We start from the raw sequence: 16,935 nt of genomic DNA, 5'->3' as shown, positions 1-16,935 counted from the left end.
TTGTGAAGCTGCACCAAATCTCTTAATTTATTATTTCTTGGCGTACTTGGCGTACTTGGCGGTTCGTTCTTTATTTATTGCACTATAGGGGCATCTTCATACAGACATTAGTTTGAGTGTATCTGGGTTTTCTCTATCCATATATCACAATGAGTTTTTAATTTGGTATTATTTACTCTTTTGACTTTTCACATTATTTGGAAAACCTCTCTAAAGTTATCTCCTTTGAGGAGAGAGACTTTGAATTTTTCGCCTTAGAGGTCAGGAAAGAGGTTAGGTTTTTAGTGGGCTTTTTCACATAATCTGAATTGTCAGATTTACTCTTCTGTACAACAACTTCCCCCTTATTATTAATCTTCACCGGATTTTGTGGAAAAGCTTGATTATTCAAAGAACGCATAAGTTTCACAGTGCGAAAATACCGATCAATTTGAGGGATTCCCTGCCCATTCATCCGCACTGGGATAATTTTACTTGATACCAAATTTCCCGCAGAGTTAAGTTTAACTTCTAAAATCATAGAATCACCCGTCTGGGCATTCGTAGATAAAGTTCGATATCCCAGAAAGTTTCCTAAAGAATAGGCGATGATTTTTCCCTTATAAATTTCCATCGCTCTCGGAACATGAGGCCCATGTCCTAGTACTAAGTCTGCTCCCGCATCAATCATGTTTCGAGCAAACTTGATCGAATTACCTCGGTTTTCTCCATAAAAAAACTCTGTCTGATTCTTAACGTGTAGTGCCCCCGTTCCTTCGGCTCCAGCGTGCATCGATACTATTACAATGTTAGCCTCGTTTTTCGCTTTGGCTATAAGTGCTTGGGCTGCTCCTAAATTATTGATGGAATTATACATTTCATAAGGAGAAAACCCGACCATTGCCACAGGGATATTGTTAGCTTTCAAATAAAGAATTTGATTTTTATGACCTAATGTTGCAATGCCCACAGCCTCAAGATTTTTCTTTGTATCTTTGAACCCTATCGGCCCGAAGTCCATTGCATGGTTATTCGCCATATTAAACACATTAAAACCAGCCTTAGCAAATAGCTGGGCATATCCAGGTGGGGAGCGAAAAGCAAAGACTTGTCCTCGACTAATATCTTTGGCAGTGTAGGGATAATTAGTTAAGCTACTTTCAAAGTTACCAAACAAGATATCAGATCCTTGCAACTGAGTTCTCAGTGATTTTGGTAATAATTGATCTCGAAACCGGGGTAATCTATAGTTAGGAAAGTTAGTGCCGGGAATAATATCTCCAACGGCTTTGATAGTAATAGTATCTGGAAAGGTTTGTTGTTCTATTGTTGATGGCGTAAGTTCAGGGATAGCTAATGGAAATTGCACAGGCTCGGTAGATGTAGTAGCAGCGTTTAATCGCTGTGATTGCCCAAGCCGGATAACGACTCCTATACTAATACCTATATATAAACAGACACTGATAAAACTAAATGAGAACACTCTCCCCATGTAGCGATTTGCCATCGTTCACTCCTCACACGATGGCATTAGTTTATCCCAAAAATCTGTGTCAACGGTGTATATTTTAATGTAGTTCGGGCAATATCTGACTAAGTAAGTACGAAAATATCATACCGTTTCATACAATGTTAGTTACATATATACTTAAAAGCGCACATTTGTGTGCCCTTACTTGCAAATACTCATATATACCATCTATGAAGCCAAACATCATCTGTTTGTCTAGTTCTTCGGCAATCATTTTAAACGGAGAGGGGGGGATTCGAACCCCCGTTGGGTTTCCCCAAAACGCATTTCGAGTGCGTCACCATGAACCGCTCGGACACCTCTCCAGCTATATCATTCACACATTTGAGTATTCAAATGCCGTGAATCAAGGGAAATCTTAGCATATTCCCTATATTATTATAACATTATCGCTTTATCTGCGTAACGGAAGCTTCGGGAACGCCCAAGCCTAAGACATTTCCCATCATCGTGGTTGCCGCAATTACCTAGCAAGTCAATGACATCTAGAGATGTATTTATATAGAGCCGTGATAAAAACTGTTTGAAGTATTGAACGGTGATATAGTTAGAAAAGTAACTCGGTTCTAGTAGAGATCAGCCACTAGAGGAAACGGGGAAAGTCCGGTGTAAATCCGGCGCTGTCCCGCAGCTGTGATGAGACTCATGTCTCAGAGTCAGAATGCCCGCCGAAGTTGACTTATAAGTTCTACACGTCTGCGAGGTACAGATGAACAAAAGTATAAATATTTATACCATTAGTCAGTCTCACTTTTTCAAAGATCCAGAGATTCGCTACAGATTATGGCTTGCTACGAGACGATAGACAGTTAATTTATAGTAGAAATTGCACCTCTAAGTGTAGCTATCGCTTATGCTAGTTTTTCTAGGCGTAAGTATCGGTACTACTAGTTAATTGTTGCTAATACAGCTATTTTCATGTAAATAGATCACGCTGTAGGGGCATAGTCAACTTAGAGCGGCTATACAAACAAAGCCCACCGACTTGGGCTAAAAGAAAATCAACACCCTAGCTTAAGCCCTTTGTTTTGAAACCTGCGGAGGCAAGTTTTGTCTGTGTAGACCGGGTTTTAACCGCCCTTTTAACCTTAAGTTGACTGTGCCCCCATAGCAGATGTGGTTCAGATAAATGAAAACGGCTGACTGCACATAGACCTTAGCCAAGGCTAAAGCTGGATGATATCTGCAATTCAAATTTACTTCTACACACTTCAAAATTAATGCTTGACAAACAACATACTCTATTTGTTTGCACGACTTGTGCCAGCGTGTGGCAAGACGGCAAACGAGTTGGTGAAAGTAGAGGCGAACAACTACTACAACAGCTTCAACAACTTACACAAGATTGGGAATTGCAAAATCATTTCCTCATTCAGGGAGTTGAATGTATGAGTGCTTGTAACCATTCTTGTGTGATTGCCTTTACAGCAGAGGGGAAATCAACCTATCTGTTTGGCGATTTACCAGTTGATGGCTGTGCATCTGCTGTACTGGAATGTGCAAGTCAATATTACACCAAGTCTGATGGTTTACTGCCTTGGTCAGAACGACCTGAACCTTTGAAAACGGGTATTTTAGCTAAGATTCCACCACTAAATAAGTGGGCAAAATTAAACATAAGTTGTTGTAAAGTTCTATAGGAGGAAGCAAATGCGACCGGAAAAGAGTGTCTGGCAAGGAAATTTTGGCTACTGGCAAAACAGCTTTATTCACACGAATCTGCTGGTAATAGGTTACACAGGATGGAAAGGATTTCAGTCATTTGGGCGCGGGTTTGTTGTTGAGGGATTAGCACCCGATGCACTCCAACAAGAGAAGTTTATCAAGAATACCAACGGACAAGTACCTTTCTACTTAACCAGATTTGAAGATTTTCATACCTCACACTCCTATGATTTAGTTCTGTTCAGTGAAAGCAGCCAATATATTGCTGTTGACGATTTGGCTGAGGGTGCAGCTCATTTATTAAGTAGTGCTGGCTACCTATTGCTTGCGGATATGATGCGCTCTGATGCTGGATATCGAGAGGGCATTTTTTCTAATTGTCACGTTGCTAGCGAGCTTCAGGCGGCATTGGAAAAGGCTGGATTCAAGTTAATTAAGACTGAGGACATTTCCACCCAAGTTGCACCAACGATTGACTTGTGTGTTGAGAACTTCCGAACTTTTGGGCTGACTACCGTCAAATATATTGCTGATGTTGTAGCGATAGCGAAGCGCTACGGCGAAACGCCGAACGCACTCCCACCATTAGACGCGATCGGTCGTTTAGCGTTCAAACGCTGGCTGGAAAAGCCGATTGTCGAGGGGTTAGCAGCACGTACCATTTTTGATAGCCATCTCTGTTATAAAATACAACTCTGGCAGTTATCTATTCATCAGGTTAACCAAAATGACCTCTGAAACAAACACCCAACCTGATGCAGGTAAGTCTTCTGTAGAAATTTTAGAACAGTTAGAAAATCCTCAATAGCCAATGACTATTAGTCATTTTGTAGTCTTCAGTTTCCACTTTTTAATTGCTTCCACTACGGGTGCTTTTTTTATCATAATAGCCATGTATAAATCATTGCTATAAAAATTAAAAACGCAATCACAATCTCTTCGTATTTGTATAATTACATAAATAGTTGATGTAAAATAAGCATATTTTCTATATCCTCCCTTGTACTTTTTTATCAAAATTATTATTTACAATATTCCAGAAAATCTCTTATTCATATCTCTTGACATCGGATATCTTAGTGATTAATATGTCAATCAATCCGGATTTGATTAACTTCTTCGGAAAATTTCTGTAAATAAATCCAACACATCCTCACAGCACTACATGAAACTACGCTGGTTCTTACTGAGCCTTATAAGTATTCTTTTACTATCGTCCCCAGTAAAAGCTAATCCCAATACGAATCAAGTTGGCAACACAAATGACTGGAGGGCAAATCAATCTGATTTACAACTACCAAAACTTAAATTTATTCCTCCGGTTCCTCTAAGCGATCCTGTAAACTCAATAAATACTTCTAAATTCACTGGTGTAGTTCCTCTAGGACGCGAGATATCAGAACTAAAAACTCCTATTAAAGCATTAATGGCTCGCTATAGATTCCTCATTCCCGGAATCTTTTTTATGGATTTACAAACAGGAGATTATTTTAGTGTTAATGGTGATAAAGCTTTTTCCGCCGCTAGCACAATTAAGTATCCGATTTTAATTGCATTGTTTCAAGAAGTAGATGCAGGGAAAATCAAACTAGGCGAAACTTTGGTGATGCGCCGGAAGGATGTCACTGGCGGTTCTGGAGATATGCAGTATCAACGAGTAGGAACTAAGCTTAGTCTCTTGCAAACTGCAACCAAGATGATGACTATTAGCGATAATACTGCTACAAATATGATTATCGACCGTTTAGGCGGTGCATCTAAATTAAATCAAAAGTTTCGCCGTTGGGGATTGCAAAGTACTGTAATTCACAATATGCTAGGAGACTTTAAAGGAACTAATAAAACTAGTCCAAAAGACTTGGTACGACTGTCAGCTTTGATGACAAACAATCAGTTAATTTCTAATATAAGTCAATCCCAAGTTTTAGGTATTATGATTCGTTGTCACAATAAAAGTTTGCTTCCATCTGGGTTAGGTTATGGTGCAAATATTGCCCATAAAACAGGTACTCTGCGGTTTGTACTAGGTGATGCGGGTATCATTGAAACGCCATCAGGTAAGCGTTATTTAGCAGGAATTTTCGTGCGAAGACCGAATAATGACATTAGAGCTAGGGATTTTATTCGTCAAGTTTCTCGGGTCATGTATGGCTACTTCGATCAGCCAAAAATCAGTAATCTACCTTAATTATTTATTGGTTATGAAGCATGATTAACACTTGATTTTCGAGTGAAAGGTCTAAGTTTAGTACTCACCGATAAAATTGAGAATGTTCAAAGATGCCGCAGCTAGGCTCGTCGTAGACATCGCTTCTGTAACTGCCAAGGTATTATGTAGTCGAACATTGTGCAGCATACAGTTTGAGGTTTTGCATGAAAGTAGCAGTCTTCAGTACAAAAGTCTATGATCGGAAGTTTTTGTCAGCTGCAAATTCTCCCACTGAACACGAGTTAGTGTTTTTTGAACCTCGTTTAAATTGCGATACAGCTATCCTCGCCGCCGGATTTCCGGCGGTTTGCGTATTTGTGCATGACCAAGTTGACGCGCCAACTTTAGAACTTCTCGCCTCACGGGGAACTCGGCTGGTTGTTCTCCGCTGTGCAGGGTTTAACAATGTAGACTTACAAGCCGCAGCAGACTTAGGAATTACCGTTGTACGTGTTCCCGCCTATTCACCCTACGGGGTAGCAGAACATGCTGTAGGATTGATTTTAAGCCTAAATCGCAAAATCCATCGGGCCTATAACCGTGTCCGAGAAGGCAATTTTTCCCTAGATGGACTGTTGGGATTTAATTTGCATGAGCGCACAGTGGGGATTGTCGGTACCGGCAAAATCGGTCTGATTTTAGGACAGATTATGAAGGGGTTTGGCTGTCACATACTCGCCTATGACGTTTATCGTAATCCAGAATTGGAGGCGCTAGGTGGAAAGTATGTTGAGCTACCTGAGCTATTTGCCAACTCGGATATTATCTCCCTACATTGCCCCCTGACTCCGGAAACGCATCACTTAATTAACGCTGAGGCTATAAAACAGATTAAGTCAGGCGTAATGCTAATTAATACTAGCCGAGGAGCGCTGATTGATACCCAAGCAGTGATTGAGGGATTGAAGTCTGGCAAGATTGGCTATCTCGGTGTGGATGTTTACGAACAAGAATCGGAATTGTTCTTTGAGGATTTGTCTGGTGCAATTATTCAAGATGATATTTTCCAACGTCTGACGACGTTCCCCAATGTACTCATTACCGGACATCAAGCCTTTTTTACAGCAGAAGCTCTCCACAATATTGCAGAAACAACTTTTGCTAATATTGCTGATGTTGAAAAGGGTCGTCCTTGTGCTAATGAAATTCGCGCCCAAGTGTCAGCTTAGGTAATGGTTGGCGATCGCAATGACTTTGGACTAAAATCACTAGTCAATCCTGATCATCAGGCAAATTCTCCATTTCCTCAATAATTAGCGTCTGAAAATCTTCGTCACAATGATTATGCAGATGAACCGCAGCAGCTAAAAGTTCTGCGAGAATTTCAGCTTGTTGGTTAGCAGTTAAATTAGCTAACTGTAACTGGTTAACTAAGGCTTGTACTTTCAGGCACTCTGTACCTAATTCAGCAATCAAGGTACTGAGGGTTGAATTTGTGACTGCAAGAGGGCGATCGCTAATCTGCATATTTATTGTCTCAATCTTTTACGCGCTTGTTGGATTGCCTTATCAAAAGCACGAATCTCTTTTTCCCAATGCTTAATTAAACCTTCGTCAGGAAAACTCTTCTCTGATTCGAGTCTAATCTTTTCTTGATGTTCAGTAATTCTTTGAGCTAAAGATTCAATTGCCTTTTGATGGTGCTTTTTACTCATTACTCCGAACGATAGGCAACGCGGAGACTTTGGACTAAAATCACCAGAGATGCGATCGCCATTAACCCGCCCCAAAACCAGTAAGGTAAAAGCAAATACCTCTGCATTTGCGCTGTATCAGAGAGTCCAAGGGGGCCAGCAGAACTACTAAATAGATAATCAAGTTGATGGTACGTACTTACACAAGCTTGTACACCCAGAAATTGAATGACAAACCCTTGTGCCCAGCGAGGTGCTTTCAGGGCGATACCCAAGATTATTAAACCCAGCAAGGGAATTGCCACCAATCCAAACCAGGAACGTACCCAAATTAATGTGGAAAATAGCAAAAAACTTCCTAATATTTTTAAACAGAGGGTTGCTGATCTAAAACTGCGGGAAGCTAGAATCAAACCTGCACCAGCAAGAGGCGGCCCCATTGGGCCTGCGGCTGCGACAATTGCCGGGCCAATTGGCCCCAATGACGACCGGATGCCATAAGTTGCAACACCAGAACCATTGGGAAAAATCTGTAACTTCTGAAACTGTCCCCCAAATAGGATTGCCATTAAGCCGTGACCCATTTCATGAAACCAAGTTGCCAGGATCGTAAATGGGTATAAGATATAATCCCCTCCTGGTACTTGCCACAGTAAAGCAGTTGTGATCGCTGCTGCAATTAGCCAGGTTAGCCCCATGCGTTCAACAACTGGCGGGGCTTCTCTGGTAAGCAAGGGTTCAAAATTTTTGCTTGGTTCTTTCATAGGTCACTCAATTTTGGATTTTAGATTTTAGATTTTCCCTTCAATCCAAAATCTAAACTTGGCAGTGGATTTTCATCCATCCTAATGTAATTATTCAGGTAATGGAGTTGCTGAACAATGCAACAATTCGCACCTCGAAGCGACGGCTGTAAACTATGGCGCTATCCAGAACAACATAGTTATCCGTCGCTTGTTTGATGCGGTTCATTTGTTTTTCCTCCAAAAGGAATGCCGGAGGATAGGCAGAAAATGCCTAGACTGATGTCACAATTGATGGAGAATCAGTTAAGCAAGTTGAAAGAGGAATGTCATTAAGTCTCCTTTACCCAAGCTGATGCGATCGCCTGGTCGCAAGCGATGACGATTCCCTGGTAAAAGCGGCGAATTATTAATGTAAGTGCCATTAGAACTTCCCACATCCTCTACATAATGAGCATCTCCCTCGACGCGAATATCTGCATGAATCCGCGAGACAATTTCTGAATTGGGAAATCCAGAAACATCTATATCTGGGGGAATCCGGTCATTGGGCTTGCCGATATGAATCACAGAGAGATTTTGCGGCAATTCAATTAACCGATCACTTTGAACGTGGATTAACCGCGCTGTAACCTGCTGCAATTGCGTTCTGGCAACAGTTGCAGTTGGTGCTGGTGCTTCTGGTTTTACTTCGGCTTGGGAGGCTGGCGCTGGTTCCAACGGTGGTGGAGTAGGAATACTTTGTCCAGAAACTACGGGTTGAGCTGCGATCGTTGGCGCTGGTTCTGGAGGGCTGCTTTCTGCCATCGGTATCTCTGGCGCAGCGACTGGGGGAGCTGCCACCTCTGTTGCTGGTAAAGATGAGATGGGGGGATGGGAGTTAGTAGAACCGCTTATTCCCAAAGCATCTGGTTGTAAAAGTTCTAACAGGGGATCGGGTGGATCTAACGGCGGAACTTCCACAGGAACATCGGGAGTAACTGTTGTAGCTACCGCAGTATGAACGTGTGGAACTCCTGCGGAGTGAAGGTTATAGCCACACTGACCGCAGAATGCAGCATCTGCCTGCACAGTTGCCCCACAACTGGGACAGTTAGTAGTCGCGGGTAAGGGTGTATAGCAAGCTTCACACTGGACAGCGCCATCAGGGTTGGGATGATTGCAATTAGGGCAGACGATCATCGATATTTAGCCTTTGTTCAAGATCATCATAGATATAGGTAGTAATCTGTCAAGTTTAAATTGATGGGTAAGCAAGTTCATAGTAAGGACTTTAGTCCTTATTTTTTAAGCACGCTTTGTGCTTACTACAAACTTTTCAAAACTAGCTTGACAAAGTAGTAGGACTGGCAAGCAGAGGGCGGCCCTAGCTTTAGATTTTAGCAATTACTGCTGATGGAACGATGAATTGGACACTCATTACACAGAGAAAGGGAACAGGGAGAGACAAATCAATTCAAAATTCAAAATTCAAACATTTTAGAACTTCTGCCTCCTCTGTCTCAATTCCCAATTCCCAATTCCCAAGTTTAATGTTGAAGTTCCAAACCTGCTGCCGCATCCAGCAGCCACCAAAGTTCTCCTTGGGGCCGAATTAAGCGGGATGGGTAAGTGAAGTCATCGGCTACAGGTGCAAAGACTTGCGCCAAAGCTGGTCGTTTATTAGCACCAGCAACCAGAAAAATCACGCTGCGAGCAGCGTTGATGAAGGGGTATGTGAAACTTATCCTGGGGTTTTCGTCTTTATTACCCACGGTAACTAGGCGATCGCGTACTTTGAGAGCCTCTGTGTGGGGAAACAAAGATGCGGTATGTGCATCATCACCCATTCCTAGTAATACTACATCCAATGAGGGAAACTCGACCCCAGAAGAATTGAAAAATTCTTTGAGATGTTGTTCATACTTAGCAGCAGCAAGTTCTGGATTGGCTGACAAGGTTGGTACGGGGTGAATGTTAGCTGCTGGGATATCAACATGATCTAGCCACGCCCGACGCGTCATCAGTTCATTGCTATCGGGGTGATCTGGTGGTACGTAACGCTCATCCCCCCAGAATATATGAATTTTATCCCAAGGCAGTTTTTGATTAGCGATCGCTTCGTATAACGGTTTAGGTGTACTGCCGCCAGATAAGGCGATAGTAAACCACCCTCGCTGCTCAATGGCAGTTTCTAACTTGGACAGAATTAATTCTAGCGCTCGTGCAACCAGCGCCGGCTGATCCGGTAGAACTTCAACGGTTTTGTTCATGGCTTCATCATCATATTGCTGGCTTCCAGCAATACAATACCGAACTTATTACAATCCTCCTTTTTAACTTTTGAAACATTTAACATCATGGATTAGGTAGGCTGGAAAAACGTAGATGCTCCTTATCACCTTCAACGGTAAGTTGTCAGTAGTGAGCCAATATGGTTCGGTTAATATGTTTTTCTCTCGAAGATCCCCCCAACCCCCGATAAATTGAGGGGCTTTTTCCCCTCTTTACCCCTTTTTTAAGGGGGTCGCCGCAGGCGGGGGGATCTTATCCGAACCGTATGGAATAGTCAGTCGTACTAACTACTTTCATGATTGTTTTTATTTACATCCAGTTACTTGATACTTTGTTGATTAACGGCACAGAGGATACATTTATTAATTCTTAATAAAAATTAATAAAACTAATTAATCATAAACAGCGCTTCCCAGTCAGCGATCGCTTGGCGTTGGGCAATTAACAATTCCTGAATTCCTTTTTGGGCGACATCTAGCAGTTGATTTAACTGAGTCCGGCTAAAGCTGCCTTCTTCGGCTGTTCCCTGGACTTCAATGATTCCCAAATGTTGATTCATCACCACGTTAAAATCTACTGTTGCAGCCACATCTTCGATATAATTAAGATCCAAAAATGGCTCTCCATCCAGTAATCCTACGGAAACGGCTGCTACCTGTCCACATAGAGGCGATCGCTCTAACACCCCCTCTTGCAATAATTTAGAAATCGCATGAGCCAACGCCACAAACGAGCCTGTAATGGCTGTTGTCCGAGTTCCAGCGTCTGCTTGCAACACATCAGCATCCACAGTCAGCGTGCGTTCTCCCAGTGCCTTAAAATCCACTGCTGCGCGTAAACTGCGGCCAATTAGACGTTGAATTTCTTGCGTCCGTCCAGATAATTTCAATAATTCTCTTTCTTGCCGTTTTTGGGTAGCAGATGGTAGCATTCGGTACTCAGCAGTTAACCAGCCTTTACCAGTTCCTTCAAGAAACTTGGGAACTCCCTTATTAACGCTAACGGTACAAAGGACTTGAGTATCACCGCATCTTGCGAGAACAGAACCGGGGGCAAAGCGGGTGAAATTGGGGTAGAAGCTAATCGGACGTAGTTCGTAGGGAATCCGACCGTCAGGACGCTGCCAAGCCATTGGAGTTGCCTTAAGATTTTACAATACTGCCTTAAGGTTACCTTAGTGTTGCAAATCATCTAATTGAGGGGCATTGGGCACTTGTACTGAGTTTACGGTGAGCGCAGTCGAACTGCGACTTGCCCTCTTGGTAGTCGAAGGGAGTCGAAGTATTGGGCATTAGCTTCTTCTCCCCCTGCCTCCCCTGCAAGAGTAGCCCCCTGCTTCTTTTCTAAGAAACTGAAAGCAGAGTCAAAATATTTTGCTGCACCATATCTGGTGACTGGTCGCCGTTGATGGTCAATAAGCGGCGACGACGGTCGTAATATTCTAGGATGGGAATGGTGTGATCGTAAAATAATTCTACACGGCGTTGCACGATTTCTGGTTGGTCATCTGGTAGCGATCGCCCCAAGGATCGGCTAACCATGACAGCTTGTGGGACTTGGAGATAAATAGCCCAATCTAGCTTTTGCTCTAAATTATCCAATAAAAAATCTAATTGTTCAGCTTGGAAGGCAGTACGGGGATAGCCCTCTAAGACCCAATCGCAGTTAATATCTGCTTGTCTGAGGCGAATTTGGAGCAATTCAACGATTATTTCATCTGGAACCAACTCCCCTTTTTCCACGTATGGCCGTGCGTGGTAACCTAGTTCACTCAAGCTAGTGTAAACCGAAACGGAAGTCCGGGGGTCAGCTTGCGACCATTGGAACTCCGGGAGGAACTTATCGCCAGATATCGCTTCCGGTAAAATCTCACCTGTAGAAATCATAGGAATATCAAAATATCTGCAAAGCCTTTGTGCTTGAGTGCTTTTACCCGATCCTGAACCTCCCAGAATCACCAATTTCACAACAATTTACTCCTCATCCTGTCAAATCCACTACTTGCTAAATCTGTTTTGCCTAAACAACCGATAAATCAAACATTTAGCGATTTTCAGACGTTATGCCTAGCTTTTTTAAATAATTGGAACTGTAACTCTAATGTTTTCATTTTTACAACTCCTTTCCGATAAAAGACGAAAATGTAAATCAACAGAACTCTTGACTTCAGCACAAACCTAGTGTTTGACTAAGAATGCAATTTGCCAAATCCACCATACCTGTGAAAACAGATAGATTATACAGGCAGATTTGTAATAACTACCGCCAGCACAAACCTTTAATTTATTGTAATTTTTTGAACTTTACCCTATGGTTGCTCAGCTAGAAACTCCAAGTATAAATTCACTCCTTACCTTACCATATCCAGTGGAAGGACTAGTGCAAGTTTTCACTAGCTCCCATCGCAACTTTTTTACGAGCGTTATGGCGCAAGCACTGAGGATAGCTGGACAAGGAACGCCAGTATTAATAGTGCAGTTCCTGAAAGGAGGTATTCGTCAAGGACAGGATCGACCTATACAACTGGGACAAAATTTAGATTGGATTCGTTGTGATTTGCCTCGTTGTATCGATACACCACATTTAGACGATACGGAAAATCAAGCCTTACAAAAGCTGTGGCAGTATACACAACAGGTAGTGTGTGATAGTAAGTATTCTCTCGTTGTCTTAGATGAGTTAAGTTTAGCGATTAACTTTGGTTTAATTCCTGAAACGGAAGTTTTAGCATTTTTGGCAAAACGCCCTCCCCACGTCGATATAATTCTCACAGGACCAGAGATGCCCAAATCTCTTCTCGATGTAGCAGATCAAATTACAGAAATCCGCCGGAGTTATCGACCTTAAACAAAATACTCAATTCAGGATATCCTAGTAATTCGGTTTGAATTAGCTGTGAAGTTGTGATTAAAAACGATATCTGGATTACTGAAATGGCTCAAAAGGGTCTAATTTCGCCCTTTGAGCCGAGCTTAATCCGAAAAGTGCAAAAAGATGAGTCTGTAGCGGTTCAGCCTGTAATTAGCTACGGTCTGTCTTCTTATGGCTACGATATACGCCTTTCCCCGGCTGAGTTCCGCATTTTTCGCCACATTCCCGGAACTGTAGTTGATCCCAAAAACTTTAATCCCCAGAATCTGGAGCCAACCGCACTACACACAGATGCCAATGGCAGTTACTTTATTTTACCTGCTCATAGTTATGGCTTAGGAGTCGCTTTAGAAAAACTGGAAGTTCCTAATAATATTACAGTCATTTGCATAGGTAAATCTACTTATGCAAGATGTGGTATAATAGCAAACTTAACTCCTGCGGAGGCTGCTTGGCGTGGACATTTAACTCTAGAGTTTTCTAATTCCTCTAGTGCCGACTGTCGCATCTACGCTAATGAAGGTGTGGTGCAATTACTCTTTTTAGAAGGCGAACCCTGCGCTATCAGTTACGAAGCACGTCAGGGTAAATATCAGGATCAGCTAGAAATTGTAACGTTGGCTCGTGTTTAGACTGAATGATATCTAAAAAAAGTTTACACAAAAATAGAACTTAAATCTATTTTTGCAAGTCCGAGTTGGTTGGCAATTTGGGCGTACTCATAAACTAAATAGTTGATATCAATAGTGAGAAGATCGTTTGATAGATAGTTTATTTCAGAAAGAGTAAAGCTTTTCTTAATCAAAGTTTTGGGAGGTAAACCAGGAAGTGAGAAAAAAAGATTTAGGTTGTAAAAATATCCGTTTAAAGAGTCAGAAACAAAACCTCCAAAAGAGTAGACGCTCCTACCTCCATTACCATAGCCTTCAAACTTATAATTATTGATTCCTAACTGATTACACCTCTTTAACAACTCAATCACTTCACTTGGCTTTGAAAGTAAAAACTTGTCCTCTACACTGATGTTCATAAAATTTTGCGATTTCATCAAATTTTGTATTGATTGTAGCTTAAAAAATTATAAAATTTTAAACTTTAATGACTCAATTTGCTTAAGGTGCTGATCTTGCCTTACTTAAACGCTGCTTTTCATACTATTGTGCGATCGCTCTAAATCCAGGCGAAAAATTGGAATTGCGCTCACAGGAAAGGGGGGATGCGGACATGATAAAATCACAGGGCTTTTTTTCTGATGAGGATTTCTACGAGTTTAATCTACTATCACTAGCCACCACTAAGATTGAAGGGTTGTACTTCTCCCTCATCGTTTATTAACGTTACAGAACTAGGCGCTAAAGATTCCAGCAATCCACTAACTTGAATTATCAACGGCACTAAATAGTCTGGACGCGTACTGTATGTATCCAACACCACAACTCGGAGTGTAATAAATCGAAAATTTTGCTGATATGGTAAGTTCTTATCTGATGTAATAAACACATCAAAAGGATGTCTATCAGCTAAAGTCAAATTTTCTTATCTTTGACACCACGCCAGCCCATATCTTCTACATTTTGCACTGAATGTCCTGCATTTTTGAACGGCTTCTTTAACTTCTTACTCAGGAGATTTTCATCAAGTAGAATGAGCATAAATAATTTGCTCCCGATTCAGCATTGCTTTTGCAATCACCTCCAAAACTTGTAACACTTGAGTTTGCAAATGTGGAAAATCTTCTAAGAATTCGGTTAAACCAGCTTCGCCTTCTAAATAGTCGAAAAAAGTCTGCAATGGAACTCGCGTTCCAACAAACACAAGAGTACCACTCATAATATCTGGATCAGAGGAAATAATTCGGCGATCGCATAGAACTTTTTGAATATCCATCGTCCTGCAAAAGTCTATATTTAGAGATAGTCTAAACCTTCATCACATTCTAGCTCTAAGGGAGGAGTTGGAGCGATCGCTCTCAATCCAACCCAAAATTCGGAACGCCAAAACGTATAGCCGTAAGGGGGTAACAGTATAAGGAGGCTCAGGTACCAATATCTAAGGTGCTAATCTTGCCTTACCTAGACGCTGCTTTTCATACCATTGTGCGATCGCAGGTGCCCAATCTTCAAAATGAGGCCACATCATTTCACACAATTTTTGAATTTCAAGTTGAGCATCTTTCTTATTTCTCAGGTCACAAAAATGCAAGAAAGACCTTAAATTGAAACTAACTACAAAATGCTGGCGATAATCAAAAGGCACTTTCCCTCTTGCATGTTCTTCAGACATCCCAGCCTCAAAATCAGCTTTATATCGTTTAGCTGCTTCTAGACACCATTGCAAATCTGCTGCTCTAGCTTCGGGTGAATAGTGGTATTTTTTGCCTTGTCTATCAGTGTAATAACCAACAGGACGTAGGTAAAAAACATCTTCTATGTCTTTTTTACCTTCTACTACATCAATAAATTGGTTGCCCGTGTATCTAAAAGATTGTACATCAAATGATACGCTCACGCGATGCGTACGGGCCTGCTGCATAACACTATGGGGAAAGTAGCCACAATTGAAAACAATCTGGGGATGCTCTAGAGGCCCATAGTGTCCCCTCTCACCAGCTAAAAGTCGCTTAACAATAACTTCGCCGCTTTGTGATTCCGAGGGCCAGGAGTCGCGCTCATCAAACACGAACCCATCAGTATAGTCTTGGTGCATCGCGGCATAAATCACCTGCTGCGGGTTTGGTGTTTTGGCAATAACCTCTACTCGAAATCGATGCATTAGCTTATGGGGAATGGATTTGTGACTGAAAGTGCCTACACACAAGGAGCAGAGCCTATTCGTTAAACATGGCTTTGAACTCGATTCATTATCATATCTCTGGCTTGGACTTCTAGTTGAGCAGATTCAGATACTTTACAAATATTAATACTTTTGTTACAGTTATTTACATAAAAAGAAGACAGGGAAAAATCCATGCGTACAAACACTGCTATAATTGACGACCAAGGCAAACTGAACAACTTTGCGATCGAGCCAAAGGTTTATATAGATGAGCAAGGCGCTCGCACAGGCTTCACTCCTTTTGCAGAAATGCTCAATGGTCGTTTAGCAATGATTGGTTTTGTCTCTCTGATAGCATTAGAAGTATTGACTGGACACGGCATTGTTGGTGTTTTGACAAGTCTATAAAAACTGATTCCTATAATGTAACTCTCAACAAATCTAAGAGACGGTAAATTTACCGTCTCTTAATTTATGGAAAACTTAGTGGTAGAGTGAAAATATACTGATAGCAAAAGCCTTTAGTTATCAGCGTAAAGTTATCAGGTAAATTATGGCTTTAACTGCTTCAACTATGTTGCCACTAGGCACAAAAGCACCAGATTTTGATCTACCGGAAGTGGTATCTGGAAAGGCAACTTCACTTTCCATCTTTGCAGATAAAAAAGCACTGTTGGTAATGTTCATTTGTCGGCATTGCCCATTTGTAAAGCACGTTCAACAAGAATTAGTGCAGTTAGGAAAAGATTATTTTACAAGTGATTTAGCGATCGTTGCCATCAGTGCTAACGATGCAAAAAATTACCCAGATGATGCGCCAGAGTCGTTACAAGCATTTGCAACAGAACAAGGGTTTAATTTTACCTTATGCTACGACGAAAGTCAGGAAACGGCAAAGGCTTACACAGCAGCTTGCACACCTGATTTTTTTGTATTTGATGACCAACGGCAACTTGTTTATCGGGGACAATTAGATGATAGCCGCCCCAGTAATGGTAAACCCGTAACAGGCGCAGATTTACGCGCAGCCATTGAAGCAGTGCTGGCGGGTAAACCTGTTACAAGCGAACAAAAGCCAAGTGTTGGTTGCAATATTAAATGGAAACCTGGAAACCAACCCAGTTATTTTGGTTGAAAGGGATTTGGAATAAGGAATAGGGCATCCCTTCGGCTTCGCTCAGGGCAAGTGGGCATGGGGCATTGAGTATTGGGAAAACTTTTCCCTACTCCCTACTCCCTACTCCCTACTCCCTA

At 41.7% G+C, this 16,935-nt stretch carries 21 protein-coding genes, 1 tRNA gene and 1 riboswitch; of the genes, 8 read left to right on the top strand and 14 right to left on the bottom strand.

Annotation, left to right across the window (positions count from 1 at the left end; genetic code table 11):
- Positions 1-193: 193 nt before the first annotated feature.
- Both ACFFAP_RS03690 and ACFFAP_RS03685 read right to left on the bottom strand, forming a co-directional pair.
- The gene (locus ACFFAP_RS03690; RefSeq protein ID WP_375509951.1) at positions 194-1,486 is read right to left on the bottom strand and encodes a CapA family protein; all 1,293 of its coding nucleotides are present in this window, start codon (positions 1,484-1,486) and stop codon (positions 194-196) included.
- A 244-nt stretch (positions 1,487-1,730) separates the two neighbouring features.
- A tRNA-Ser gene (locus ACFFAP_RS03685) sits at positions 1,731-1,815 on the bottom strand.
- Positions 1,816-2,054: 239 nt separating this feature from the next.
- Positions 2,055-2,198: riboswitch (cobalamin riboswitch) on the top strand.
- Positions 2,199-2,730: 532 nt separating this feature from the next.
- On the opposite strand from ACFFAP_RS03685, the gene ACFFAP_RS03680 reads away from it, so the two are divergent.
- The 4 genes from ACFFAP_RS03680 to ACFFAP_RS03665 all read left to right on the top strand — a co-directional run bounded on the left by ACFFAP_RS03680 (position 2,731) and on the right by ACFFAP_RS03665 (position 6,553).
- A complete protein-coding gene (locus tag ACFFAP_RS03680; RefSeq protein ID WP_375509950.1) occupies positions 2,731-3,150 on the top strand; it encodes a DUF1636 domain-containing protein in 420 nt (139 codons plus the stop codon).
- A gap of 10 nt (positions 3,151-3,160) precedes the next feature.
- Positions 3,161-3,913 (top strand): hypothetical protein, encoded by a 753-nt coding sequence (locus ACFFAP_RS03675; protein ID WP_375509949.1) that lies wholly within the window; start codon positions 3,161-3,163, stop codon positions 3,911-3,913.
- 427 nt (positions 3,914-4,340) lie between these two features.
- Positions 4,341-5,363, top strand: coding sequence for a serine hydrolase (locus tag ACFFAP_RS03670; protein WP_375509948.1), 1,023 nt, complete (start codon positions 4,341-4,343; stop codon positions 5,361-5,363).
- Positions 5,364-5,548: 185 nt separating this feature from the next.
- Positions 5,549-6,553 carry a 2-hydroxyacid dehydrogenase gene (locus tag ACFFAP_RS03665; RefSeq protein WP_375509947.1) on the top strand — a complete coding sequence of 335 codons (1,005 nt, stop codon included), beginning with the start codon at positions 5,549-5,551 and terminating at the stop codon, positions 6,551-6,553.
- Positions 6,554-6,596: 43 nt separating this feature from the next.
- On the opposite strand, the gene ACFFAP_RS03660 is transcribed toward ACFFAP_RS03665, so the two are convergent.
- The 7 genes from ACFFAP_RS03660 to ACFFAP_RS03630 all read right to left on the bottom strand — a co-directional run bounded on the left by ACFFAP_RS03660 (position 6,597) and on the right by ACFFAP_RS03630 (position 12,002).
- Complete coding sequence (locus ACFFAP_RS03660) at positions 6,597-6,851, bottom strand: hypothetical protein (protein ID WP_375509946.1); 255 nt, start codon at positions 6,849-6,851, stop codon at positions 6,597-6,599.
- A gap of 2 nt (positions 6,852-6,853) precedes the next feature.
- Complete coding sequence (locus ACFFAP_RS03655; protein WP_196524939.1) at positions 6,854-7,039, bottom strand: hypothetical protein; 186 nt, start codon at positions 7,037-7,039, stop codon at positions 6,854-6,856.
- A complete protein-coding gene (locus ACFFAP_RS03650) occupies positions 7,039-7,782 on the bottom strand; it encodes a M50 family metallopeptidase (RefSeq protein WP_375509945.1) in 744 nt (247 codons plus the stop codon). Before ACFFAP_RS03650 ends, ACFFAP_RS03655 begins: the two co-directional genes overlap by 1 nt.
- A 285-nt stretch (positions 7,783-8,067) precedes the next feature.
- Positions 8,068-8,943: an FHA domain-containing protein gene (locus ACFFAP_RS03645; protein WP_375509944.1), complete on the bottom strand. Its 876-nt coding sequence runs from the start codon at positions 8,941-8,943 to the stop codon at positions 8,068-8,070.
- Positions 8,944-9,290: 347 nt separating this feature from the next.
- Positions 9,291-10,013 (bottom strand): 6-phosphogluconolactonase, encoded by a 723-nt coding sequence (gene pgl, locus ACFFAP_RS03640; RefSeq protein ID WP_375509943.1) that lies wholly within the window; start codon positions 10,011-10,013, stop codon positions 9,291-9,293.
- 410 nt (positions 10,014-10,423) lie between these two features.
- Entirely contained in the window at positions 10,424-11,167 is a 744-nt protein-coding gene (rph, locus tag ACFFAP_RS03635; protein WP_375509942.1) for a ribonuclease PH, read from the bottom strand.
- Positions 11,168-11,378: 211 nt separating this feature from the next.
- Positions 11,379-12,002: an adenylate kinase family protein gene (locus tag ACFFAP_RS03630; RefSeq protein WP_375509941.1), complete on the bottom strand. Its 624-nt coding sequence runs from the start codon at positions 12,000-12,002 to the stop codon at positions 11,379-11,381.
- A 343-nt stretch (positions 12,003-12,345) separates the two neighbouring features.
- Here ACFFAP_RS03630 and ACFFAP_RS03625 point away from each other — a divergent pair, with 343 nt between their 5' ends.
- Together ACFFAP_RS03625 and dcd are read left to right on the top strand one after the other, a co-directional pair.
- Positions 12,346-12,882, top strand: coding sequence for a P-loop NTPase family protein (locus ACFFAP_RS03625; protein WP_375509940.1), 537 nt, complete (start codon positions 12,346-12,348; stop codon positions 12,880-12,882).
- 86 nt (positions 12,883-12,968) lie between these two features.
- Positions 12,969-13,538, top strand: a complete 570-nt coding sequence (dcd, locus tag ACFFAP_RS03620) for a dCTP deaminase (RefSeq protein ID WP_375509964.1) — start codon at positions 12,969-12,971, stop codon at positions 13,536-13,538.
- Between the two features lie 23 nt (positions 13,539-13,561).
- On the opposite strand, the gene ACFFAP_RS03615 is transcribed toward dcd, so the two are convergent.
- From ACFFAP_RS03615 to thyX, 5 genes are all read right to left on the bottom strand, one after another.
- Positions 13,562-13,936, bottom strand: a complete 375-nt coding sequence (locus ACFFAP_RS03615; protein ID WP_375509939.1) for a hypothetical protein — start codon at positions 13,934-13,936, stop codon at positions 13,562-13,564.
- A gap of 254 nt (positions 13,937-14,190) precedes the next feature.
- Positions 14,191-14,436 carry a hypothetical protein gene (locus ACFFAP_RS03610; protein WP_375509938.1) on the bottom strand — a complete coding sequence of 82 codons (246 nt, stop codon included), beginning with the start codon at positions 14,434-14,436 and terminating at the stop codon, positions 14,191-14,193.
- A complete protein-coding gene (locus ACFFAP_RS03605; RefSeq protein ID WP_375509937.1) occupies positions 14,433-14,558 on the bottom strand; it encodes a hypothetical protein in 126 nt (41 codons plus the stop codon). Before ACFFAP_RS03605 ends, ACFFAP_RS03610 begins: the two co-directional genes overlap by 4 nt.
- Entirely contained in the window at positions 14,542-14,793 is a 252-nt protein-coding gene (locus tag ACFFAP_RS03600) for a DUF433 domain-containing protein (protein WP_375509936.1), read from the bottom strand. The genes ACFFAP_RS03605 and ACFFAP_RS03600 overlap by 17 nt, the downstream gene beginning before the upstream one ends.
- Positions 14,794-14,955: 162 nt before the next feature.
- Complete coding sequence (thyX, locus tag ACFFAP_RS03595; RefSeq protein WP_375509935.1) at positions 14,956-15,678, bottom strand: FAD-dependent thymidylate synthase; 723 nt, start codon at positions 15,676-15,678, stop codon at positions 14,956-14,958.
- A gap of 195 nt (positions 15,679-15,873) precedes the next feature.
- Here thyX and ACFFAP_RS03590 point away from each other — a divergent pair, with 195 nt between their 5' ends.
- Both ACFFAP_RS03590 and ACFFAP_RS03585 read left to right on the top strand, forming a co-directional pair.
- On the top strand, positions 15,874-16,089 hold the full coding sequence (locus ACFFAP_RS03590; protein ID WP_375509934.1) for a high light inducible protein: 216 nt from the start codon (positions 15,874-15,876) through the stop codon (positions 16,087-16,089).
- Positions 16,090-16,234: 145 nt separating this feature from the next.
- Positions 16,235-16,816, top strand: a complete 582-nt coding sequence (locus tag ACFFAP_RS03585) for a thioredoxin family protein (protein ID WP_375509933.1) — start codon at positions 16,235-16,237, stop codon at positions 16,814-16,816.
- The last annotated feature ends 119 nt before the right edge of the window (positions 16,817-16,935 follow it).

Origin of the sequence: uncultured Nostoc sp. (genome assembly GCF_964245575.1) — a bacterium.
Taxonomy (GTDB): Bacteria; Cyanobacteriota; Cyanobacteriia; order Cyanobacteriales; family Nostocaceae; genus Nostoc.
This window is presented reverse-complemented; position numbering and strand designations above follow the sequence as displayed.